Origin of the sequence: Streptococcus sp. FDAARGOS_256 (genome assembly GCF_002289235.2) — a bacterium.
In the GTDB taxonomy this organism is placed as follows: Bacteria; Bacillota; Bacilli; order Lactobacillales; family Streptococcaceae; genus Streptococcus.
On the sequence record NZ_NTGM02000001.1, the window covers coordinates 1,859,905 to 1,883,997 of the forward strand.

Sequence of the window (24,093 nt, forward strand, 5' to 3'; positions counted from 1 at the left end):
ACAAAATAAAACAGGATGAAGGTGATCTTCATCCTGTTTTTGTGTGTTTAAAGGTTAGTTGGAGTCATCCTTTCTCCCTTTTAACATAAAAGTGGCTGTAAGGGCTAGGCTGAGTCCTGCTAAGAAGAGGAGTGGGTTGGACACTTCTCCTGTTGCTGGAAGTTCTTCTTTAGGAGAATGATTTCCAGCTTTAGCAAGGCTCGGACTAGCTGGAAATTGTTCAGCCTCGTGTGCTGAGGTTTCTGCATCTGAAGTACTTGGTTTTTCCTCTGTGTTAGAGCTTGTTCCAGTTGCTTGATAGACGACAGCATAGGTACTGAAATGATTAGTGATGAATTCTACCTTTCCGTCTCGAACGGTGAAATCAAGGACTTGCAACTCCTTGGTTGGAGTGATGTAGTAGATGTTTTCTACGCTAGCTGAAACAGGCAAGCGAACTAAGACAGCGCCTTTTGGCTGTACGCTATGATCTGTTGGATTTTTAAGTTGTAGGTCGTAAGCGTCATAGGTCTTGCCAAAGAGTTCTTGAGCTAGGACACGTCGGCTAGAAACGTGAGAAATTCCTTCTAAGTCGCTGGCTCCACCGATGATTTCTACTCCAGTCTCCTTATCTTTTAAGACTTGAACTGGATAGTCAGGAAGGCTAAGGCTTGGAGCGGCCTGATCTCCGCTAGTTCCGATAGGTTTAGTGTATTCAGGTTTTTCAACAGTAGGAGTTTCCTCTTGACCTGCTGTTCCGATAGGTTTGGTGTATTCAGGTTTTTCAACAGTAGGTGCTTCCTCTTGACCTGCTGTTCCGATAGGTTCGGTGTATTCAGGCTTTTCTACAGTAGGAGACTCTTCTTGCCCCGCCGTTCCGATAGGTTCGGTGTATTCAGGCTTTTCTACAGTGGGTGGCACTTCTTGCCCTGCAGTCCCGATAGGTTTAGTGTATTCAGGAATTTCAACAGTAGGAGCTGGTTCCTCTCCCTTGCTTGTAGTTGGTTGCTTCTCATCAACTTTCTTTTCATCCTTTTTAGTAAAGACGGCTACGATAGGGCTGCTTGTGGTATTTCCTTGAATGGTATAAGCTTCAATGGCATTTCCAGCTTTGCGATTGGTTTCGTCAGGGATTGGGATTTGAACTTGATTGTCTTGGATTGATAGGATAGTCTGATCCCCACTGGTAACCAGATGCGTTTCATCCACCTTACGCAAAACTAGAGGATCTTTGACTCCTGGGAAGGTCACTGCGATGGCTTCCCAATCTCCAGCTGGTAGGCTTAAGGAAATGGTTTTGTCATTTTCCTTAAGAGGCGCAATGCTCGGGCTATCTATACCAACAGCAGGAGCTTTGATGATATCAAAGGAGTCTAGAGAGATTTTCTTGCGACCTTCTGGCGAATCTGGATCAACTTGTAATGTCAGGGTATGCGGACCGTCAGTGAGATTTGTAAATTCGCCAATAAAAGCTCTCTTTTCAGTTGCACCTGAAGTGTAGAAGTCTAGACTTGGCATTTCTTTGCCATCTAGTGTAACACGTGCTCGTCCAAGAGCGAGGCTCTTTAAGCCAAAGATACGAATACCCGTCCCTGTAAAGGAAATAGTTGCCTGAGCTTCTGAAGCTGCACTAGAGTCGCTGTTGTTAATATCAGCGTATTTTTCCGTACCTCCGTAGAGTTCAGGGTCAGACCAGTCCTTAAACTGGGCACCATACTGGATGCGCGAATCGCGATCATCTATTTTTTCAATCGTATTGCCTGTTCCTGCTAGGATCTTGAAGTAGTCTAATGAAATTTTCGAGCGCTCACTACCACGTCCTTTGTGCTCACGTTTAACACTAAGAGTCAATGTGTGAGGTCCGTCAGATAGTCCTGCGAAGCGACCAATGAGACTACCTTTTTCAGTTGCTCCAGCAGTATGGAAGTCAAGCTCCCCGACTTCTTTGCCATCAATTTTAGCAGTGGCAAGACCTAGTTCAGACGATTTCAGTCCATAGATTTCGATACCAACGCCAGTGAAAGGAATGGTAGCAGTGAGATCTTCGTCTGTGTAGTCTCCTTTTGAAAGGTCAGCAAATTTCTCTGTTCCTCCAAATAATTCTGAGTCTGCCCAGTTTCCAAAGGCAGCTCCGTACTGGATGCGGCTATCTCGGTCGTCCATCAACTCGCTATAGGTTTCGACAGTGGCCTGTTCAGACACTTGTGTGGAAAGCTCGCCCAGCATAGCCTTTACAGTATAAGTATAGGCATGTTGAGGATTGAGTGATCGGTCGATAAAGTGGGTTTGATTGGTTACAAATTCTCTGGTCGCAGAAGTTTGGCCAGATGCGTCTTTCACTTGTCTTTGGATGACATAGTGGGTAGCGCCTTCTACTTGGTTAAAGGTGAGTTCAGCAGTGACTCCATTTTGTCGAACTGCTGTTAGACTGGTTACACGACCAGGGAAGTGTTCAAAGGTAATGACGTCACCTTTTTGTGTTGCCAGTTGGATGCGATTGTTTTTGAGGATCGTTGCCTTGACTGGTTTGCCATTGACCTTGATTTGGCTGGCTTCGATATTTGGATAGTCTACAATTAGGTCTCCACCGACATTTGAAAGGAAGGACAAGCTTTGCAGGTTTTTATCTTTCCACTTCATGCTAACTTCAAAGTTTCCTCGAGCAACCAAGCCAGAAACCTGACCGTCTTTCCAGGCATCTGGAAGGGCTGGTAATGGTGCAATATAGCCTGTATGAGATTGGAGGAGCATTTCTGCCATCCCACTAGTTGCTCCGAAGTTGCCATCGATTTGGAAAGGCGCGTGCGTATCCCAAAGGTTTTCTAGAGTTGAGTACTTGAGCTGTTCAGCGAGTAAGCGATGGGCACGGTTACCGTCCAGCAGACGAGCCCAGAGGTTGATTTTATTGGCCTTAGACCAACCTGTACCACCATCTCCACGGTGATTGAGGGTTGCACGCGCAGCTTCTAGGTATTCAGCCTGATCCTTGCTAAAGAGCGTACCTGGGAAGAGACCAACTAGATGGGAAACGTGACGGTGGTGATTTTCAATCCCTTCATTTGTGAATTGCGGACTGTCCTCCTCGTACCATTCCTTAATGCGTCTCTCTTTGTTGATGTAAAGTGGTTTCAGTTTGTCAAATTTAGCCTTGACCTCTGTGACTAAGTCTTTGTCGACATTCAGATGGTTGGCGACTTCCATGTAGTCGTGGAATAGCTGCCAGACTAGCGATTGGTCAAAGGTATTTCCGATGGTGATGGTCCCGTGTTCTGGTGAGTAGGATGGAGAAGATACCCAACGGTCACTGGCCTTGTCATAGTGCAAGAAGGAGTTCCAGAACTTAGCGGTTTCCTTGAGCATTGGGTAAATCTTTTCTTTGAGATAGGTTTCATCCTTGGTGAATTTATAATAGTCATAGACGTTCTGCATCATCCAAGCATTAGCAGCTGGAGACCAACCCCAATAGTAATTCCAGCCTGGAGTAGTCCAGCCAAATGGTGTCGCCTGGGTGTGGACCAGCCAACCATTTTCTTGGCCGTCTTTGGATTCGATACCTGCGTATTCCTTGGCAGCGATACGGCCATAATAGCGCATGTCGTCAATGTAATTAATCATTGGCTTGGCTGTTTCAGCTAGATTGCTCATATAGGCAGGCCAGTAGTTCATTTGCAAATTGACATTGAGGTGGTAGTCAGCATTCCAAGGTGGATTGTCTACAGCATTCCAGACTCCTTGTAGGTTGGCAGGAAGAGCATCTGTCCGATCACGAGACGAACTGATGAGTAAATAACGTCCGTATTGGAAGAAGAGTTCTTCCAATTTTTGCCCTTTTTCTGGGTTATAGCCTTGAAGGGCCTCTTTCGTCGTTTGAGCAGTCTTGTTTCCGCCTAGGTTTATTTTAACGCGGTTAAAGAGACTTTGATAGTCCTTGATATGGGCCTTTTTAAGTGTCTCGTAGTCTTTGGCCTTAGCAGCTTCTACAATCCCTTTAACTGTTTTTTCGAGGTCAATGTCTTTTCGATAGTTGGCTTTTGGATTCTGAGCAAAGTTGGTCTTGGCACTGAGATAGAGGGTCGCATAACTTGCGCCTGTAACGGTTAGTGTCTCGTCCTGAACAGTCACCTTTCCGTCTGTTTTAATTCCTAGATAGGATGCAAATTTGAGGCCGTTATCTTTGACAGTTCCCTTTAGAAGGATTCCATTTGCATCTGTAGTGACATGACCATTCTTATAGTTGGAATATTCCCAAGAGTAGTTGCCATTAGCAAGCAAGTCTTCTGTCAAGCTGTTCCAAAGGGTAAAGTCAAGTGTCTTGTTTCCTTTTTTGGTCAAGTGGGTCACAGTGACATCATCAGGATAGCTGGAGAAGGTTTCGCGTTTGAAGGTGGTCCCATCTTGGGTGTAAGAAGTGGTCGTAGTGGCTTCAGTGATATCCAAACCGCGATGATAATCAGTTACAGTATCTAACCCTTTTTTCTGGTTATTGAAGACCATGAAGATATCACCAAAGGCTAGGTAACGTCCATACTGGGCGTTGTTTGGTCCAACTAGATTTTGTTCAGCGAGCTGTTTTGCTTTTTGGCGGTCGCCAGCTTCGAGGGCTTTACGTATCTCTGCTAAGACCTTGTAGCGATCCTTGTAGTTTCCTCCGTTATAGTCGGTGCTATCGGGTTGTGGTCCTCCTGACCAGAGGGTCTTTTCGTTGTACTGGATTCTCTCTTCCCCAATGAGTCCGAAAACCTTGGCTCCCATCTCTCCATTTCCGACAGGGAGGGCTTGCTTTTCCCATCCGTCATAGGAGGGAGCTGTTGGCTGATTGTAGTTGAGTTGATAGTTTTCTTGTTTTGTCACAGGCTGGTCTGCTTTTTCAGGTTCCTTATTTTCTTTAGCTTCTACAATGGCTTCTTCACTAGCTTGACTATTTGTCTTCTGATTCTCCTCAGCTGGCCTGCTTTCGGAAACTACTGGACTCTCGGCTAGAGACGGTTTTGTAGTTTCAGTCGCTTCAGCTGCTTTGGGTTCACTATCAGGCTTAGTGATAGCTTCGACAGAGGTTGATTCAGTTTGCTTGACCTCAACACTGTCTGCAGCTACAGTATGGTTGACTAGAAAAACAGCCCCTAGTAAAACAGAAGCAGTCCCAACCGTCAGCTTTCGGATGCTATAGCGACAGGATTTCTCCCAAAAGTGTTTTTTCATAAAACCCTCCTTCGTTTATTAGAAACCGCTTGCATTTTATAAAGCAGTTTCGTTTATTTTGTTTCTATTTATCTCCTTACCTCCCATTCTAATGGTCGCTTAGCATTTGTCAAGAGCTTTTTAGCAAGATACATATTTGCTGTTGTTTTTTCTTAAAATAGTAGAAGAAAGAGAGGAAAGGGTGGAATTATTCGTAATTTCATAGTTCAATCTGATTGTAAGACTAGCTTAGAATTGGCTTAACCCCCTCTTGAAAGCGTAAAACAAACTAGTCAGGAAAGTCACTTTATGGTATAATATAGAAGACTCAAAAAGAAACAGGAGAAAAAGAATGGATTTACTTTTAGCAATTATCTTGATTGTGCTAGCTTTTCTAGGAGGAGCTCTTGGAGGTATGTACTTGGTTCGTAAGCAAATTGAAAAAGAATTTGCGGACAACCCACGTTTGAATGCTGAGGCAGTTCGTGCTCTCTTGAGCGCAAATGGTCAAAAACCAAGCGAAGCCAAGGTACAACAAGTTTACCACCAAATCATCCGCCAACAAAAAGCAGCCCTTGCTAACAATAAAAAGAAATAAATAGGAAAAGTCTGGGATGAAAGTTCCAGACTTCTCACTATGTTCAATAGTTCTCAATGATAAGACTTTTTCCTTGCATTCTATTGATATTTGATTATGATTAAGAGAGAGGAAGTTGACATTTTATCAAGCTGTCTATCCGATCGTTCAGGACAAGGAATCATGATGAACTATCAATCAGAAAAAAGACTAGAAAGAAGACTGTATGGATAATCGACCAATTGGTTTTTTGGATTCGGGTGTCGGGGGCTTGACTGTTGTTCGTGAGCTCATGCGCCAGCTTCCCCATGAAGAAATCGTCTATATTGGAGATTCGGCACGGGCACCCTATGGTCCCCGCCCTGCTGAGCAAATTCGTGAATATACTTGGCAGTTGGTCAACTTTCTCTTGACCAAGGATGTCAAGATGATTGTCATTGCTTGTAATACTGCGACTGCGGTCGTCTGGGAAGAAATCAAGGCCAAACTAGACATTCCCGTTCTAGGTGTGATTTTGCCAGGAGCTTCGGCAGCTATCAAGTCCAGTCAAGGTGGGAAAATCGGGGTGATTGGAACTCCCATGACGGTACAATCAGACATCTACCGTCAGAAAATCCATGATCTGGATCCGGATTTACAGGTGGAGAGTTTGGCCTGTCCCAAGTTTGCCCCCTTGGTGGAGTCTGGTGCCCTGTCAACCAGTGTAACTAAGAAAGTGGTCTATGAAACCCTGCGTCCCTTGGTTGGAAAGGTGGATAGCCTGATTTTGGGTTGTACGCATTACCCACTCCTTCGCCCTATCATCCAAAATGTCATGGGACCAAAGGTTCAGCTCATTGATAGTGGGGCAGAGTGTGTACGGGATATCTCGGTTTTGCTGAACTATTTTGAAATCAACCGTAGCCGAGATGCGGGACCTCTTCAACATCGTTTTTACACAACAGCCAGTAGCCAAAGTTTTGCCCAGATTGGGGAAGAATGGCTGGAAAAAGAGATTCATGTGGAGCATGTAACATTATGACAAATAAAATTTATGAATACAAGGATGACCAGGACTGGTATGTCGGTGTCTGGGATGTCTATGGAGGCATCTATAGCCTTATCAAAGATTCTCTCGAGCTTGATTTTATGGATTTAGCGCGGATTTTTCGTGACGAGGAAAATGGCTTTCCGATTACGATAACGGTGATGCGCTGGTCTTCTAACTTCCGTCTGCTCTCCTTTATCGTTGAGATTTTAAATGCTGAAGCAGGCCGCAATCTAGAAGTCATCCAACGTCAGGGTGCCCTGCTCTTGATTGAAAATGGACAGCTTTTGCATGTCGAATTGCCTAAAGAAGGAGTTGAAGTGGAAACCTTCTTTGAAACTAGCAAGGTCAGAGAAACTCTGCTCATTGCGACTCGTAACGAAGGAAAGACCAAGGAATTCCGAGCTATCTTTGACAAGTTAGGCTACGATGTGGAAAATCTCAATGACTATCCAGATTTGCCTGAAGTAGCTGAAACAGGTATGACCTTTGAAGAAAATGCCCGCCTCAAGGCAGAAACCATTTCCCAATTAACAGGCAAGATGGTGCTAGCAGATGACTCAGGTCTCAAAGTCGATGTCCTCGGCGGTTTGCCAGGAGTCTGGTCAGCCCGTTTTGCAGGTGTGGGAGCAACCGACCGTGAAAACAATGCCAAACTCTTGCACGAATTGGCCATGGTCTTTGAACTCAAGGACCGTTCGGCTCAATTCCACACAACCCTAGTCGTAGCTAGTCCAAACAAGGAAAGCTTGGTGGTTGAAGCTGACTGGCCAGGTTATATCAACTTTGAACCCAAGGGTGAAAATGGCTTTGGTTATGATCCGCTCTTCCTTGTGGGAGAGACAGGTAAGTCAGCAGCTGAATTAACCCTTGAAGAAAAAAATAGCCAATCCCACCGTGCCTTAGCCGTTAAGAAACTTTTGGAGGTATTTCCATCATGGCAAAGCAAACCATCATTGTAATGAGTGATTCCCATGGCGATAGCTTGATTGTGGAAGAAATTCGTGATCGTTATCTGGGGAAAGTTGATGCCATTTTTCACGATGGTGACTCAGAACTCCGTCCAGACTCTCCGCTCTGGGAAGGCATTCATGTCGTCAAAGGAAATATGGACTTTTATGCTGGCTACCCAGAACGGTTGGTGACTCAACTTGGTCCCACTAAGATCATCCAGACGCATGGACACTTGTTTGACATCAATTTCAACTTTCAAAAGTTGGACTACTGGGCTCAGGAAGAAGATGCCGATATCTGTCTCTATGGTCACTTGCATGTGCCAAATGCTTGGATGGAAGGCAAGACTCTTTTTCTAAATCCAGGCTCCATCAGCCAACCACGAGGGACTATCAGAGAATGTCTCTATGCTCGAGTGGAGATTGATGACAGCTATTTTAAAGTAGACTTTTTGACACGTGACCATGAGGTTTATCCAGGCTTGTCCAAGGAGTTTGCTCGATGATTGCCAAGGAATTTGAAGCATTTTTATTGGAGCAGGAAGAGACTTTTCTTACCCCTGCTGAGAATCTAGCAGCCTTGATTGATACCCATAACGCTGACCATGCAATTTTGGTGCTGAGCCAAATCACCTATACCCGTATCCCTGTTGTGACCTTTGACAAACGCTTTGTTGGAACCATTGGTCTGAGGGATATTTTGGCTTATCAAATGGAGCAAGGTTTGACAGATGAACAGATGGCAACGACAGATATCGTCAATATAACCAAGACGGATGTAGTAGTCGTCGCTCCAGACTATAATATCACTGAAGTCCTCCATAAATTGGTAGATGAACCCTTCTTACCAGTCGTAGATGGTGAAGGAATTTTCCAAGGAATCATCACGCGCAAGTCCATCCTCAAGGCAGTTAATGCCCTCTTGCATGACTTTAGTAAGGAATATGAGATTCGATGCAAATGAGAGATAGGATTTCAGACTTTTTAGAGAGAAAGCAGGGCTTGTCTACTAATTCAAAGCAATCTTATAAGTATGATCTGGAGCAATTTTTAGACATTGTAGGTGAGCGGATCTCTGAAACTAGTCTCAAGATTTACCAAGCCCAGCTAGCCAATCTAAAAATCAGCGCCCAGAAACGGAAACTTTCAGCCTGTAACCAATTTCTCTACTTTCTCTATCGAAAAGGAGAAGTGGACAGCTTTTATCGTTTGGAATTAACCAAACAAGCTGAAAAGAAGACTGAAAAGTCAGAACGGTTAGACCTAGAGTCTTTTTGGCAGGAAAGTGACTATCCAGAGGGGCGCTTGCTAGCGCTCTTAATCCTAGAAATGGGACTCTTGCCAAGTGAGATTTTATCCCTTAAGGTTGTAGATATCAATCTGGATTTTCAGGTGCTGCGAATTAACAAGGCTTCCCAACAGAGGATTGTCACTATTCCCACGACCTTGATTCCAGAGCTAGAACCCTTGATGGGGCAGACCTATCTCTTTGAAAGGGGGGGGAAAGCCTATTCTCGTCAGTGGGCCTTTCGACAGCTAGAGTCATTTGTCAAGGAGAAAGGTTTCCCAACCTTATCAGCCCAAGCCTTGCGGGAACAGTTCATTCTAAGACAGATAGAAGAGAAGGTCGATTTTTACGAAATTGCAAAAAAATTAGGATTAAAAACAGTCCTGACCTTAGAAAAATATAGATAATGGATATTAAATTAAAAGATTTTGAAGGGCCCCTGGACTTGCTCTTGCACTTGGTTTCTAAGTACCAGATGGATATCTACGATGTGCCTATCACAGAAGTCATCGAACAGTACCTAGCCTATGTCTCAACTCTGCAGGCCATGCGTCTGGAAGTGACGGGTGAGTACATGGTCATGGCTAGTCAGTTGATGCTGATCAAGAGCCGCAAGCTTCTTCCAAAGGTGGCAGAAGTGGCTGATTCGGAGGATGACCTGGAGCAGGATCTCCTCTCCCAAATCGAAGAATACCGCAAGTTCAAGCTCTTGGGTGAGCACTTGGAGGCTAAGCACCAAGATCGGGCCCAGTACTTTTCTAAAGCGCCGACAGAGTTGATTTACGAGGATGCGGAGCTTGTACATGACAAGACGACCATTGATCTCTTTTTGGCTTTTTCAAATATCCTAGCCAAGAAAAAAGAGGAGTTCTCACAGAATCACACGACCATCTTGCGGGATGAGTATAAGATTGAGGACATGATGGTCATCGTAAAAGAGTCCTTGACTGGACGAGACCAGTTGCGTTTGCAGGATTTGTTCAAGGAAGCCCAGAATGTCCAAGAGGTTATTACCCTCTTTTTGGCGACCTTAGAGTTAATCAAAACCCAGGAACTAATCCTCGTACAAGAGGAGAGTTTCGGAGATATCTATCTCATGGAAAAGAAGGAAGAAAGTCAAGAGGCACAAAGCTAGACTTGATAGAGAGGAAAGATGAGTACTTTAGCAGAAATAGAAGCGCTCTTGTTTGTAGCAGGTGAAGATGGGATTCGAGTTCGCCAGTTGGCTGAACTCCTATCACTTCCCCCGACAGGCATCCAACAGAGTTTAGAAAAATTAGCCCAGAAGTATGAAAATGACCCAGAGTCAAGCTTGTCCCTGATCGAGACAGGTGGTGCATACAGATTGGTCACCAAGCCTCAATTTGCAGCGATTTTGAAGGAATACTCCAAGGCACCCATCAACCAAAGTTTGTCTCGGGCTGCCCTTGAGACCTTGTCCATCATTGCCTACAAGCAGCCTATCACGCGGATAGAAATTGATGCTATTCGTGGGGTCAACTCGAGTGGAGCCTTGGCAAAGTTGCAGGCTTTTGACTTGATACGAGAAGATGGGAAAAAAGAAGTGTTGGGGCGCCCCAACCTCTATGTGACTACGGATTATTTCCTAGATTACATGGGGATTAACCATTTAGAAGAATTACCAGTGATTGATGAGCTTGAGATTCAAGCCCAAGAAAGCCAATTATTTGGTGAAAGGATAGAAGAAGATGAGAATCAATAAGTATATTGCCCACGCAGGTGTGGCCAGTAGGAGAAAAGCAGAAGAGTTGATCAAGCAAGGTTTGGTGACCGTCAACGGCCAAGTGGTGCGTGAACTCGCAACTACTATCAAGTCAGGCGACAAGGTCGAAGTTGAAGGTCAACCTATCTACAACGAAGAAAAGGTCTACTATCTGCTTAACAAACCACGTGGAGTGATTTCCAGTGTGACAGATGACAAGGGACGCAAGACAGTTGTGGATCTCTTACCAAATGTTAAAGAACGCATTTACCCTGTGGGACGTTTGGACTGGGATACATCAGGTGTCTTGATTTTGACCAATGATGGGGACTTCACGGATGAGATGATTCACCCCCGTAATGAGATTGACAAGGTCTATGTCGCGCGTGTTAAAGGTGTGGCCAATAAGGATAATCTTCGCCCCTTGACTCGTGGTCTTGAGATTGATGGCAAGAAAACCAAGCCAGCTGTTTACGAAATTCTCAAAGTGGATCCAGTCAAAAATCGCTCAGTAGTGCAGTTGACTATCCATGAGGGACGTAATCATCAGGTTAAAAAGATGTTTGAAGCTGTCGGTCTTCAAGTGGATAAGTTGTCTCGGACACGTTTTGGACACTTAGACTTGACAGGTCTTCGTCCAGGAGAATCCCGTCGCCTTAATAAAAAAGAAATCAGCCAACTACACACTATGGCTGTAACCAAGAAATAATGAAACGCATCTTAATAGCGCCAGTACGCTTTTACCAACGTTTTATCTCCCCAGCCTTTCCCCCCTCTTGTCGCTTTGAGCCGACTTGTTCCAACTACATGATTCAGGCTATTGAAAAACATGGCTTCAAGGGTGTTCTGATGGGCTTGGCTCGGATTTTACGTTGCCACCCCTGGTCGAAAACAGGTAAGGACCCCGTCCCAGATCACTTTTCCCTCAGACGAAATCAAGAAAAAAAATAACCCAACATCACCTGATGTTGGGTTTTCTTGTTTATTTCAAAGCTTTTTGAGCGTCTTCAATCATGAGTTTAGTTGATTCAAGTCCGCCTCCGCTTAGATACCAGAGGTCTGGTGTTAGTTGGATGATTTTACCATTTTTAGCAGCAGGAGTTTCAGCGATGAGGGCATTTTCTAGGACGCCATCGTTGCTTGAGTTGTCCCCACCAATGGCAAGGGTACGGTTGATGACAAAGAGGATGTCAGGATTGATTTCTTTGACACTTTCAAAGCTGACTTCTTGTCCGTGGCGAGAGTCTTCAAATTTGGTGTCAGTTGGCTTGAATTTTAAGGTTTGATACAAGAAAGAGAAACGAGATTGGGCACCAAAGGCAGCCATTTTTCCTTCATTGAGGAGGATAGCAAGGGCTTTTTTGTCAGAACTTTCGTTTTTAGTAGCGACTTCTTGGATGCTCTTATCTAGGTTAGCCAATTCTTGCTTGGCTTTCTGAGTGCCTGTTTCACCAAAGGCGCTTGCAAGGGATTCGATGTTGGTCTTGGTAGAAGTCCAGTAGTCGTCCTTACTTGCTTGGAAGAGAACGGTTGGAGCAATTTCTTTGAACTTGTCTACGAATTTTTGGGTACGTGGAGAAGCGATAATCAAATCCGGCTCAAGAGCAGCAATGGCTTCTAGGTCTGGCTCAACCATGGAACCCACATTGTTGACATTTCCTGTAAGATCTTTTAGGTAAGTCGGAACAGTTTTTGTAGGCATTCCGACGATATTCTTTTCAAAACCTAAAGCGCGAATAGTATCCGCAGCACCGAGGTCAAAGGTCACAATCTTTTCAGGAACCTTTGAAAGTTTGACCTCATCTAGTGAACTTTTAATGGTTATCTCTGTTGGAGCAGAGCTACTTGTCTCTGTCTGGCTATTGCTTGAATTTGTATTTGTACTACATGCACCAAGTAAGAGCAAGAAGCTAGCCGCTAGGGCAGTGAGATAAAGTTTAAGGGATGTTTTCATGATTTCTCCTTTTTAAAATATAGTAACGATGTAGGGGGTCTCTTAAATAGGTTTGTTAGCTAAGAGACAGAGGGTTCTCTAACATGAGTTCAGAATAGCTAGCTATAGATACAGATCTTTTTGCCATTGATATCAGCCAGTGTGATGGGAATCTCATAAAGTTGACTGAGCAGGTCAGCCTGCATGATTTGAGCAGTCGTTCCCTTGCAAAAGACTTGACCGTCCTTAAAGGCAACAATTTCATCCGCATATTGGCTAGCCATGTTGATATCGTGGAGGACGATGATAATGGTTTTGCCAAGTTCCTCCACCAGTCGCCGAAGGATCTGCATCATGCTGACACTTTGCTTGATATCGAGATTGTTAAGCGGTTCGTCCAGCAAGATAAAGTCTGTATCCTGGGCTAGTACCATAGCGATAAAGACACGTTGGAGTTGTCCGCCAGACAGACTATCGATGTAGCGGTCTTTTAAGTTGGTCAGTTCCAGATAGTCAAGGGTTTCTCGAATTTTTTCCCAGTCTTCCGCCCTCAGTCGACCACGACTGTAGGGAAAACGTCCAAAGCTGACCAGTTCTTCTACAGTCAATTTGGCTTGGTAATTAATCTTCTGCTTTAGGATGGTGAGTTCTTTGGCCAGTTCTTGGGAATTCCAGCTTTCGATTTCCCGGCCTTTAATACTGAGAATCCCCTGATCTTTCTTGGTCAGTCTGCTCATGATGGAGAGAAGAGTTGATTTCCCGGCGCCGTTTGGACCAATGAAGGCTGTCAGTTTCTGAGGACTGACTTCAAGGGAAATGTCTTGCAAAATATCCTGTTTTTGAATGGATTTGTCAATGTTTTCCAGTTTCACTGACGTGCCCTCCTGTAAAGTAAGATAAAGAATAAGAGACCACCCACACTCTCAATGATCATACTGATGCGAATTTCCAGCGCAAAGACTCGTTCGATGAGGGCTTGCCCCAAGGTCAAACTAATAAATCCAATCAGAATGGCTACGATAAAGAGCAACTTGTGCCGATAATCTTTGACAATCAGGTAAGTGAGATTGGCTAGCATAAAGCCGAAGAAGGCCATAGGTCCTACCAAGGCAGTCGCTGTTGAGGTCAAAAGCACGATGCCCCAGAGGAGTTCTCTCTGTTCTTTTTCAACATCGAGTCCCAGTATCTGAGCCGTTTCTCTTTGCAGGTGCAAGACATCCAGAACGACTGCTTTTCGAAAGAAAAAGATTGTCAAGGCAAGGATGATCAGAGAACCGATGGCTAGGATGGAAGTGTTGAGATGCTGAAAGGAGGCAAAGAGAGTGTTCTGCAGTTTATCGTATTCATTTGGATCCATCAGGACTTGGAGGAAGGTACTGATATTTCGAAAGAGACTTCCCAGGGCTAGGCAGATTAGCAGAATGAAAACCAGATCTTGCTTCATCAGCGTCTTCAAGTAGCCTTGTAAGGCGAGAAAGAAGAGGGATTGAAGCAGAAGCAAGACTAGAAATTCTAAGACAGGAGACTTTCCAAGCTGTAGAAATTTGCTTTCAAATATCAGTAGCAGGGTCTGTAGCAAGACATAGAAGGATTCGATTCCCAAAATACTTGGCGTCAGAAAGCGATTTTCCGTCAGGGTTTGAAAACTAATGGTCGAAATCCCTGTCGCGATGGCTACCAAGATATAAACGATGATTTTTTGGGAACGTAGCTTCCAGGCAAAGGCAGACAGGTTAGTGATGGGCCAAAAGTAGAGGAGACAAGCTCCGATGGCCAGAATAATGAGAAGGCAGAAGAGCTTGGTATGTTTGCTTTTAAACTGCATCTTTTTGTCCCCCTCTCCAGAGAAGTAGGATAAAGACGAGGCTACCGATGATTCCTAGTAGGAGACTGACAGACAGCTCATAGGGCCGAATCAAGACTCGAGAGAGGATGTCGCAGGCCAGAACCAGATTGGCGCCGACCAGAGCGACCATGAGTTTGGTTTGACTCAGATTATCTCCATAGCGCTTGCGGACAAGATTGGGAACGATGACCCCGAGAAATGGCAAGGCACCCACGGTAATCATGGTGACACTTGTCGTTAGCGCCACTAGAAAGAGGGCCAGCTTTTCAAGTAGGGAGTAGGAAATCCCTAAACTCTCACTGGTTTCCTTGCCCAGATTCATGATGGTGAAGGTTTGGGATAATTTCCAAACGGCTATCAGGATAATGAGGCCTAAGAAGAGCCACTCATACTGATGAGTCTGAATCATGGAGAAGGAGCCCTGGGTCCAAGCAGTCATACTCTGAACCAGATTGAAACGATAGGCGATAACTTCTGTGACAGAACCGATAATCCCACTATAGATGATCCCGATCAAGGGCAACATCCACCTTTCCTTTACAGAAAAAATAGTCATAAAGGCCAGGAAGAAGAGGGTAAATAAAATGGATGAGCCAAAAGCAAAGAGCATCTTTTGGGTCAGACTCGCAGACGGAAAGACAAAGAGGCTCAACACCATTCCCAGTTTGGCAGCTTCTGTCGTTCCGACTGTACTCGGAGCAGCAAACTGATTTTGAGTAATGGTCTGCATGAGAAGGCCTGCCATACTCATGCTAGATGCAGCCAGGAGAATGCTGATGGTTCTTGGAAGACGCGACTCTTGAAAGAGAAGCCAAGTCTGTTGGTCAAAAGCAAAGAATTTTTCCCAAGAAAAATCACTGGTTCCAATACTAATGGAGAGAAAGAGCAGGAGTAGAAGTAAGCCTGTTAAAATATGAGAGAGTTTCATGCTCCGTCCTTTCATGTAGATTTGGTATAAAAATAGCCTTGGAGATAATGTAACATGATTTTTTTAATCTGTCAATAAATTTTCTGACAATTTAATGTAAAAAGAAAGAAAAATTCCTGAAATAATATCTGCCCCTCTCTTTTATTGGAAAACTGAGTAAAAACCAATCCACCTTCCCACTATCCTTCTCCTATAAAAAGTGGTAAAATGGAGGACAGAAAGAAGGAACTGAAATGACAACATTATTTTCAAAAATCAAAGAAGTAACAGAGCTTGCTGCAATCTCTGGTCATGAAGCGCCTGTACGGACTTATCTTCGTGAAAAGTTGACACCGCATGTGGATGAAGTAGTGACAGATGGCTTGGGTGGTATTTTCGGGATTAAACATTCAGAAGCTGCGGATGCACCGCGTGTCTTGGTCGCTTCTCACATGGACGAAGTTGGTTTTATGGTCAGCGAGATTAAGCCAGACGGTACTTTCCGTGTGGTTGAAATCGGTGGCTGGAACCCTATGGTGGTTAGCAGTCAACGCTTTAAACTTTTTACGCGTGACGGTCGTGAAATTCCTGTGATCTCAGGATCTGTTCCTCCACATTTGACTCGTGGAAAGGGTGGACCAACCATACCAGCCATTGCCGATATCGTTTTTGATGGTGGTTTTGCGGACAAGGCTGAGGCAGAAAGCTTTGGTATCCGTCCGGGTGACACCATTGTACCTGATAGCTCCGCTATCTTGACAGCCAATGAAAAAAATATCATCTCCAAAGCTTGGGACAACCGCTACGGTGTCCTCATGGTAAGCGAGCTAGCTGAAGCTTTATCAGGTCAAAAACTCGGAAATGAACTCTACCTTGGCTCGAACGTCCAAGAAGAAGTTGGTCTTCGTGGCGCTCATACTTCTACAACTAAGTTTGATCCAGAAGTTTTCCTAGCTGTTGACTGTTCACCTGCTGGTGATGTTTATGGTGGCCAAGGCAAGATTGGGGACGGAACCTTGATTCGTTTCTATGATCCAGGTCACTTGCTTCTCCCAGGTATGAAGGATTTCCTTTTGACAACAGCTGAAGAAGCTGGTATCAAGTACCAATACTACTGTGGTAAAGGCGGAACAGACGCTGGCGCAGCTCATCTGAAAAATGGTGGTGTCCCATCTACAACTATCGGTGTCTGCGCTCGTTATATCCATTCTCACCAAACTCTCTACGCGATGGATGACTTCCTAGAAGCTCAAGCTTTTTTGCAAGCCTTGGTGAAAAAATTGGACCGTTCAACGGTTGATTTGATTAAACATTATTAAGCATAAGGGAGGTGGTCGGGATGGCAGAACCAAACCTAGAAAGCCTTATAAGAGATCTCTACAACCATGCTCGTCAGGGTTTGAGTGAAGATTTAGTTGCTGCTCTCCTAGAGACTGCTAAAAAACTACCCACTACAAATGAGCAATTACTAGCAGTCCGTCTCTCAGGACTGGTCACCCGTGAATTGCTCATCAATCCCAAACACCCAGCACCTGAATTGATCAACTTGGCTCGCTTTATCAAAAGGGAAGAAGCTAAGTACAGAGGAACCGCGGTTTCTGCTATTATGTTTGGAGAGCTATTTAAAATGCTTTGATTCACAATGGAATCAAAGCATTTTTTATATGTCAGAAAAAACATTTTTGATGAGGAAATGAAAAAGCCATCCCATTCAGGATAGCTTCTTGGCACTTATACTCAATGAAAATCAAAGAGCAAACTAGGAAACTAACCGCAGGTTGCTCAAAACATGGTTTTGAGGTTGTAGATGAAACTGACGAAGTCAGTAACCATACCTACGGCAAGGCGACGTTGACGTGGTTTGAAGAGATTTTCGAAGAGTATTAGATTTGTTCAGCAATGACCTTTTCGGCTAGATTCATAGCATGGTCAGACACACGAGTGTAGTGGGAAATGATGTCGATAAAGTTGACTCCAGCTTGTGTAGAACACTCACCTTTGTTAAGGCGTTTGATGTGAGTCTTTCTGAGAACGCGTTCCATATTGTTAATTTCTTTATGGCGTTCAATCAGATTTTGAGCTTTTTCAATATCATTGTTTTCTACACTATCAAGGGCATCCTTGATAAATGCAGTTGTTGCTTGATAAATCTCAGCTAATTCCTCTAAAGCAGCATCAGAAAACTGAACATTCTTACGTTGGAGGTAGTCTGTTAGGTTGAGAAGAGCTTCTGCGTGGTCCCCAATCCGTTCCAAATCACGAGATGAATCCAGAATGTTAGTCAACACTTCACTTTCCTTTTGGCTCAAGGATTCGCTTGAGAGTCTGATGAGGTAACGAGTGAGTTTTTCATCGATGGTGTTGATGGCTTCCTCTGTTTTGTGCCCTTTTTCAGCTACCTTTTCATCCAAACCGATAATATAGGTATAAGAAAGGTCAAAAGCTTTGGCTGCATAGTTCCCCAAGTGCAAAAGTTCTTTTTTAGCATTTCCTAGAGCGATAGAAGGAGATTGCTGGATAAGTTGCTCGTCGAGATAAAGGGGCTCGTACTTGACAACCTCGTCTTCACCAGGGATGAGCTTGGTTACAAAGTAGGCCAAGGCTCCGATGAATGGAAATTGTACAATGGTGTTACTTACGTTAAAGGCACCGTGAGAGAAGGCGATTGTCATCTCAGGTGAGAGGTGAAGGAGTGCCTGGAAGTACTCGATCATAGCAGTGAAGGGGCCTAATAAGATTAAGCAAAGAATAGTTCCTAAAACGTTAAAGGTAACGTGGGTTGCAGCAACGCGTTTTGCAGAGATGTTGGCTCCAGCTGCCGCAATGATAACGGTTAGAGTTGTCCCGATATTATCCCCGAAGAGAACTGGTAGCGAACCTTTAAGGTCAAGGAAGCCACCTGCATAGAGACCTTGTAGAATCCCGATAGTTGCCGAAGAGGCCTGAATGAGGACGGTAATCACTGCACCGGCTACTACTCCTAAAATAGGATTTTGTCCCAAGGTTACCATATACTCCTTGAATTGTGGTAAATCTTTAAGCGGGCTCATACCGGCACTGATGAGGTTGAGGGCGTAGAAGATTCCCCCGACACCAAACAGGATGCGCCCGATATTGTTTGCTGTTCTGTTTTTTGTGAAGAAGAGGAACATGGTTCCAAGGAAAATCAAGGGTAAAGCATACTCGCCAAGCTTGAAACCGATGATAAAGGAAGTAACGGTGGTTCCGATGTTGGCTCCCATGATAATTCCGATAGCCTGTCTAAGAGTGAGAAGACTAGCGCTGACCAGCCCAACCGTGATAACTGTAACCCCTGTACTTGACTGAATGAGGGCGGTCACGACAATCCCGACTAGAACACCTAAAAAGGGATTGCTAGTGTACTTGTCAATGTAAAAACGAAGGCGATCTCCAGCAGCTTGTTGCAAACCGTCTCCCATGGTCTTGATACTGTATAAAAACAGTCCTAGACCTCCTAAAAAGTGAAATAAAATTTCCTGCCAATTAATGGACATTTCTTTTTCCTCCGGAAAATAATAACGGAATTTCTCCTATTCTATTTTAAAGGATAAAAGTAAATCTCACAAGTGTTTAGCTGAAATTTTCATAAGAAACAAGAACTTTCTTTTAAAATGAGAGATAGATTCCCTTTAAGATAGATGATTTATAGGATTGTGTCCAAATTTTACTGATTATTATCCTAGTTATAGTTTTTATGTTAAATAGATTGACATCGCTTTCATATAGGATAAAATGAAGATGATCCTGTTCTGGTGGTGTGCACTGAGAACAGTTACTTTTTATCAAAAAGTAAAGCGCTTACTTTATATTTTATTAGGAGGATAAGATGAAAAATCTATTTTTTGAAAAACGTTGCCGTTACAGTATTCGTAAGCTGTCAATCGGGGCTTGTTCCTTGATGATTGGTTCAGCTCTATTCGCGAGCCCAGCTCTTGCTGAACAAGTCGCAGTCCCTGAAACAGCTGCAAATGCGAGCGCCCAAGCTACAAGCGCTAGTGAAACAGCTAATCCAGATACTGCAGCCCTTGAAAAACAATTAGAGGAAACAGAGAACAAAGTAGCTGAGCAACCAATTTCAGAAAACACTCCAGCAATAGCCGATTTGGTCAATGAAAAAGAAGAGGCAAAACCCGCTCCGGCAGATAAAGCTGAAAAACCTGCTCAACCAACTGAAAAAGAAGAAGTCAAACCAGAGGAAACTCCTCAAGTGGCTGAGAAGAAAGCCGACAAACCGATTCTAGCAGACGTTCCTAAAAATGAAGAAAAGAGTCTCCGACCAAAAGAAATCAAATTTGATACTTGGGATGATTTGTTGAAATGGGAACCAGGTGCGCGCGAGGATGATCCCATCAATCGTTCCTCAGTTGAACTCGCCAAGCGCCATAGAGGTCAGTTGGTTAACGAAAAAGCAAGCAGAAGAGCCAAGGTTCAGGCGCTAGCAAATACCAACTCAAAGGCTAAAGACCATGCTTCTGTTGGTGGAGAAGAATTCAAGGCTTACGCCTTTGATTACTGGCAGTACTTGGATTCAATGGTCTTCTGGGAAGGTCTAGTTCCAACTCCAGATGTCATTGATGCTGGGCACCGCAACGGAGTTCCCGTTTATGGAACCCTCTTTTTCAACTGGTCAAATAGCATTGCCGACCAAGAGAAATTTGCAGCTGCCTTGAAACAAGACGCAGATGGCACCTTCCCTATCGCACGAAAACTTGTCGACCTTGCTAAGTACTATGGCTTTGATGGGTATTTTATCAACCAAGAAACAACGGGTGAATTGGTAGCACCTCTTGGTGAAAAAATGCGCCAATTCATGCTCTATACAAAAGAATACGCAGCCAAAGTCAACCACCCAATCAAGTATGCTTGGTACGATGCCATGACCTACAAATATGGTCGTTACCACGAAGATGGTCTAGGTGATTACAACTACCAGTTCATGCAAAAAGAAGGAGACAAGGTACCTGCAGATCAATTTTTTGCCAATTTCAACTGGAACAAGGAAAAGAATGACCACTCCGTAGAGATGGCCAAATGGCTAGAACGTAGCCAATATGATGTCTTTGCAGGCTTGGAATTGCAACAAGGTGGTTCTTATAAGACCAAAGTCAAATGGGATGCCCTCTTAGATGAAAAGGGTAAGTTGCGTTTGTCGTTAGGACTTTTTGCACCAGATACGATTACCAGTCTAGGAAAAACAGGCGAAGACTACCACAAGAACGAAGACATCTTCTTTACAGGTTACCAAGGAGATCCAACGGCTCAAAAACCAGCAGATAAAGAGTGGTATGGGATAGCCAATTTAGTTGCTGACCGCACACCAGCAGTTGGCCGAACCTTCACGACCTCCTTTAATACAGGTCATGGTAGAAAATGGTTTGTAGACGGTAAAGTTTCTAAGGATTCTGAGTGGAACTACCGTTCTGTTTCTGGTGTCTTGCCAACATGGCGCTGGTGGCAGACTTCAACGGGGGAAAAACTTCGTGCAGAATATGACTTTACAGATGCCTATAATGGAGGTAACTCCCTTAAATTCTCAGGTGATGTAGCTGGTAAGACGGACCAGGATGTGAATTTGTATTCTACCAAACTAGAAGTAACTGAAAACACCAAACTTCGTGTTGCCCACAAGGGAGGAAAAGGCTCTAAAGTTTATATGGCCTTCTCTACAACACCAGACTACAAATTTGAGGATGCAGCCGCATGGAAAGAGCTAACACTTTCTGATAACTGGAAGAATGAAGAATTTGACCTTAGCTCACTAGCAGGTAAAACAATCTATGCAGTCAAACTCTTCTTCGAACATGAAGGGGCTGTAAAAGATTATCAGTTCAACCTAGGTCAATTAACAATTTCGGACAATCACCAAGCACCACAAGCCCCAACAGGTCTCTCTGTAGTGAAGCAATCTCTTAAGAATGCCCAAGAAGCTGAAGCAGTTGTTCAATTTACGGGTAACCAAGATGCGGATTTCTATGAAGTCTACGAAAAAGACGGTGACAACTGGCGTTTGTTGACAGGTTCATCTGCTTCAACCATCTACTTGCCAAAAGTTAGCCGTTCTGCTAATGCGACTGGTACAACGCAAGAATTGAAAGTCGTTGCAGTTGGTAAAAATGGACTCCGTTCAGAAGCAGCGACGGCATCCTTTAACTGGGGCATGACAGTTCAGGATACAACTCTCCCAAGACCTTTGGCTGAAAATATTGTTCCAGGGGCAACGGTTATTGGTAGCACCTTCCCGAATACTGAAGGCGGTGAAGGCATCGAAGGCATGTTGAACGGTACGATTACAAGTCTATCAGACAAGTGGTCCTCAGGACAATTGAGCGGTAGTGTCGATATTCGTTTGACCCAACCACGTCGTGTTGTTAGATGGGTAATGGATCATGCGGGAGCTGGTGGTGAGTCTGTTAACGATGGTCTGATGAACACCAAGGACTTTGATCTTTACTACAAGGATACAGATGGCGAGTGGAAACTGGCTAAGGAAGTCCGTGGCAATAAAGCGCACGTGACGGATATCACTCTTGATAAACCAATCACTGCCCAAGACTGGCGTTTGCATGTCATTACATCTGATAACGGAACACCTTGGAAAGCCATTCGTATCTACAACTGGAAGATGTACGAAACCTTGGACACAGAAAGTCAAAATATTCCAATGGCTAAGGTAGCTGCTCGTTCACTTGGAAACCATCAAGTTCAACTAGGCTTCTCTGATGTTCCAGCAGGCGCAACCATCACCGTTTACGACAAGGCAGATTCACAAACACCAATTGCAACCTTGAAGACTGAAACTGGTGGCGACCTAGCAACAGCACCATTGGGCTTTGACAAGCAACCAAATCTCCTCTACTATCGTACCCAACTACCTGGCAAAGAAATCAGTAACACCTTGGCAGTAGCGATTCCACAGGATGAAAGAAAAATTAAATCTGTTAGCCTTGAAAAAGGACCTAAGAAGACAGTTTATAAAGAAGGAGAAAAACTGGACCTCAGAGGCGGAACACTCCGTGTTCAATACGAAGGGGGACAAGCCGATGAGCTGATCAACCTTACTCATTCAGGTGTGACAGTATCTGGCTACAACGCTCATCAAAAAGGGGAACAAAAGCTCACAGTTAGCTATCTTGGACTTCCAGTAAGCGGTGACTTGAAGGTACAAGTGACTGGTCAAGATGAAGGAAAACCAAAAGAAGTAGCAGGTCTGTACATTACTCAGAAACCGAAAACGGACTATCTAGTAGGAGAGCAACTGGATCTTGCAGAAGGGCGCTTCGGCGTTCTCTATGATGATGAGACAGAAGAAAGCCATGCCTTCACAGATCAAGGTGTTGAAATTACGGGCTACGATGCTCAAAAGACTGGTCGTCAGACCTTGACTCTTCATTACAAGGGACACACAGCTGAGTTCGATGTCTTGGTTTCTCCAAAAGCAGCTGTCAACGACGAGTACCTCAAACAAGAAATTACTGCTGCCCAAGGCCGTCAGTCAACTCTTGCCTACACCTTCTCAAGCGAGGACAAACAAGCAGCACTAGTAGAGAAGCTCAATGCAGCGAAAGCTGTAGCAGAAAACCATAATGCCAGTCAAGAAGAGGTCAACAAAGCTTTGAATGAGTTGAAACAAGCAGGGACAGACCTAGATGGAAATCAACGTTATCAGACTGCTAGAGAAGAGTTGGAAGGCTTGCTCGAATCTGTTCGTGAAAAAGATTCCCAAGCTGAGTTGATTGAACAAGCAGAAACTTTGTTGGCTTCAGAAATGCCAACTCCACAAGCTTTTGCGGACATGAAAGAAAAGTTGAATAAGAAATTAGTACCTGCAGAAGAAAGCCATCATGTTGGAAGCATGGATCCAAATGAAGTGGCTCCAACGGTTGAAGCTCTTCCTGAACTAGTTATTGAAACTGAAACAACAGCCTTTGAACGTCAGGAGCGACCAAACGCCGAGCTTCTCAAAGGACAACGCCAGCTAGTTCAAGCAGGAGCGGAAGGCCAAATTCGTCGTCTAGTAGAAGTAGATGTCCAAGGCAATCGCACCCTTCGTTCAACTGAAGTTCTCAAGGAAGCTATCCCAGAAATCACAGAAGTAGGAACAAAAGTTCTGTCAAGCAACCAACCAGCTGAAGGTGTGAAAGATTTAGTTCTAGCAACTCCGAAACTGGAAGTTGAAGAGGCTACAATGGCCTTCGAACGTCAAGAACGACCAAATGCAAGCCTTCTGAAAGGTCAACGTCAGCTAGTTCAAGCAGGTGTGGAAGGCCAAGTTCGTCACTTTGTAGAGGTGGATGCCCAAGGCAAACGCACTCTTCTTTCAACTGAAGTTCTCAAGGAAGCCCTTCCAGAAATTGTTGAAGTAGGAATGAAAGAAGAGCAAGTCTCACAAACAAGGGATCAAGCGCCTTTAGTAGCACCGACAAAAGTTGAAGCAACAAGCAAAGAGCTTCCAAATACGGGAGCGACAAGAGATGCTAGTCTAGTAGCGCTGGGACTCCTCGGAGTAATGAGTGGCTACGGCTTGCTTGCTGGAAAGAAGAGAGAAGATTAATCGAATTTACGAATCTTGGATTTTCTCATAAAAAATAAAAAAACAAGGTTTGACTGTAGATTAGTCAGGTCTTGTTTTTAGTTTTGCAATTGAAGAGTAAATTTGAAGCT

19 protein-coding genes are annotated in these 24,093 nt (G+C 44.3%); 13 read left to right on the forward strand and 6 right to left on the reverse strand.

The genetic code is table 11. The features are described from left to right. Positions 1–54 precede the first annotated feature (54 nt). The gene (locus A6J84_RS09365) at positions 55–5,178 is read right to left on the reverse strand and encodes an SIALI-17 repeat-containing surface protein (RefSeq protein WP_095726436.1); all 5,124 of its coding nucleotides are present in this window, start codon (positions 5,176–5,178) and stop codon (positions 55–57) included. Positions 5,179–5,509: 331 nt separating this feature from the next. On the opposite strand from A6J84_RS09365, the gene A6J84_RS09370 reads away from it, so the two are divergent. From A6J84_RS09370 to yidD, 10 genes are all read left to right on the forward strand, one after another. Further along, complete coding sequence (locus A6J84_RS09370) at positions 5,510–5,755, forward strand: YneF family protein (RefSeq protein ID WP_000364980.1); 246 nt, start codon at positions 5,510–5,512, stop codon at positions 5,753–5,755. A 205-nt stretch (positions 5,756–5,960) separates the two neighbouring features. Further along, entirely contained in the window at positions 5,961–6,755 is a 795-nt protein-coding gene (racE, locus tag A6J84_RS09375; protein WP_095726437.1) for a glutamate racemase, read from the forward strand. Continuing rightward, positions 6,752–7,723: a nucleoside-triphosphate diphosphatase gene (locus A6J84_RS09380; RefSeq protein ID WP_000182437.1), complete on the forward strand. Its 972-nt coding sequence runs from the start codon at positions 6,752–6,754 to the stop codon at positions 7,721–7,723. Before racE ends, A6J84_RS09380 begins: the two co-directional genes overlap by 4 nt. Continuing rightward, a complete protein-coding gene (locus A6J84_RS09385; RefSeq protein WP_001118939.1) occupies positions 7,699–8,220 on the forward strand; it encodes a metallophosphoesterase in 522 nt (173 codons plus the stop codon). The genes A6J84_RS09380 and A6J84_RS09385 overlap by 25 nt, the downstream gene beginning before the upstream one ends. Further along, positions 8,217–8,678 carry a cyclic-di-AMP-binding protein CbpB gene (gene cbpB, locus A6J84_RS09390; RefSeq protein ID WP_049520618.1) on the forward strand — a complete coding sequence of 154 codons (462 nt, stop codon included), beginning with the start codon at positions 8,217–8,219 and terminating at the stop codon, positions 8,676–8,678. Before A6J84_RS09385 ends, cbpB begins: the two co-directional genes overlap by 4 nt. After that, positions 8,675–9,409: a site-specific tyrosine recombinase XerD gene (xerD, locus tag A6J84_RS09395; protein WP_308697383.1), complete on the forward strand. Its 735-nt coding sequence runs from the start codon at positions 8,675–8,677 to the stop codon at positions 9,407–9,409. Before cbpB ends, xerD begins: the two co-directional genes overlap by 4 nt. Continuing rightward, positions 9,409–10,137 carry a segregation/condensation protein A gene (locus A6J84_RS09400; protein ID WP_049520620.1) on the forward strand — a complete coding sequence of 243 codons (729 nt, stop codon included), beginning with the start codon at positions 9,409–9,411 and terminating at the stop codon, positions 10,135–10,137. The genes xerD and A6J84_RS09400 overlap by 1 nt, the downstream gene beginning before the upstream one ends. An 18-nt stretch (positions 10,138–10,155) precedes the next feature. Further along, positions 10,156–10,725: an SMC-Scp complex subunit ScpB gene (scpB, locus tag A6J84_RS09405; protein WP_049520621.1), complete on the forward strand. Its 570-nt coding sequence runs from the start codon at positions 10,156–10,158 to the stop codon at positions 10,723–10,725. Continuing rightward, positions 10,712–11,434 (forward strand): pseudouridine synthase, encoded by a 723-nt coding sequence (locus A6J84_RS09410; RefSeq protein ID WP_001222228.1) that lies wholly within the window; start codon positions 10,712–10,714, stop codon positions 11,432–11,434. The genes scpB and A6J84_RS09410 overlap by 14 nt, the downstream gene beginning before the upstream one ends. Then, the gene (gene yidD / locus A6J84_RS09415; protein WP_000821627.1) at positions 11,434–11,676 is read left to right on the forward strand and encodes a membrane protein insertion efficiency factor YidD; all 243 of its coding nucleotides are present in this window, start codon (positions 11,434–11,436) and stop codon (positions 11,674–11,676) included. The genes A6J84_RS09410 and yidD overlap by 1 nt, the downstream gene beginning before the upstream one ends. 31 nt (positions 11,677–11,707) lie before the next feature. Here the strand turns inward: yidD and A6J84_RS09420 are convergent, their stop codons facing one another. The 4 genes from A6J84_RS09420 to A6J84_RS09435 all read right to left on the reverse strand — a co-directional run bounded on the left by A6J84_RS09420 (position 11,708) and on the right by A6J84_RS09435 (position 15,432). After that, positions 11,708–12,679 carry a siderophore ABC transporter substrate-binding protein gene (locus A6J84_RS09420; RefSeq protein WP_000858272.1) on the reverse strand — a complete coding sequence of 324 codons (972 nt, stop codon included), beginning with the start codon at positions 12,677–12,679 and terminating at the stop codon, positions 11,708–11,710. Between the two features lie 98 nt (positions 12,680–12,777). Beyond that, positions 12,778–13,530, reverse strand: a complete 753-nt coding sequence (locus A6J84_RS09425; RefSeq protein WP_000764285.1) for an ABC transporter ATP-binding protein — start codon at positions 13,528–13,530, stop codon at positions 12,778–12,780. Then, complete coding sequence (locus A6J84_RS09430; protein WP_095726438.1) at positions 13,527–14,483, reverse strand: iron chelate uptake ABC transporter family permease subunit; 957 nt, start codon at positions 14,481–14,483, stop codon at positions 13,527–13,529. Before A6J84_RS09430 ends, A6J84_RS09425 begins: the two co-directional genes overlap by 4 nt. Beyond that, on the reverse strand, positions 14,473–15,432 hold the full coding sequence (locus A6J84_RS09435) for an ABC transporter permease (RefSeq protein ID WP_000777208.1): 960 nt from the start codon (positions 15,430–15,432) through the stop codon (positions 14,473–14,475). The genes A6J84_RS09430 and A6J84_RS09435 overlap by 11 nt, the downstream gene beginning before the upstream one ends. A gap of 233 nt (positions 15,433–15,665) precedes the next feature. On the opposite strand from A6J84_RS09435, the gene pepA reads away from it, so the two are divergent. After that, complete coding sequence (pepA, locus tag A6J84_RS09440) at positions 15,666–16,730, forward strand: glutamyl aminopeptidase (RefSeq protein ID WP_095726439.1); 1,065 nt, start codon at positions 15,666–15,668, stop codon at positions 16,728–16,730. A gap of 20 nt (positions 16,731–16,750) precedes the next feature. Beyond that, positions 16,751–17,047, forward strand: coding sequence for a bacteriocin immunity protein (locus A6J84_RS09445; protein ID WP_000840146.1), 297 nt, complete (start codon positions 16,751–16,753; stop codon positions 17,045–17,047). Between the two features lie 247 nt (positions 17,048–17,294). Here the strand turns inward: A6J84_RS09445 and A6J84_RS09450 are convergent, their stop codons facing one another. Continuing rightward, positions 17,295–18,926, reverse strand: coding sequence for a Na/Pi cotransporter family protein (locus tag A6J84_RS09450; RefSeq protein ID WP_049519843.1), 1,632 nt, complete (start codon positions 18,924–18,926; stop codon positions 17,295–17,297). Between the two features lie 332 nt (positions 18,927–19,258). Between A6J84_RS09450 and A6J84_RS09455 the strand changes: the two genes are divergently transcribed. Next, positions 19,259–23,983, forward strand: coding sequence for an endo-beta-N-acetylglucosaminidase (locus A6J84_RS09455; RefSeq protein ID WP_095726440.1), 4,725 nt, complete (start codon positions 19,259–19,261; stop codon positions 23,981–23,983). The last annotated feature ends 110 nt before the right edge of the window (positions 23,984–24,093 follow it).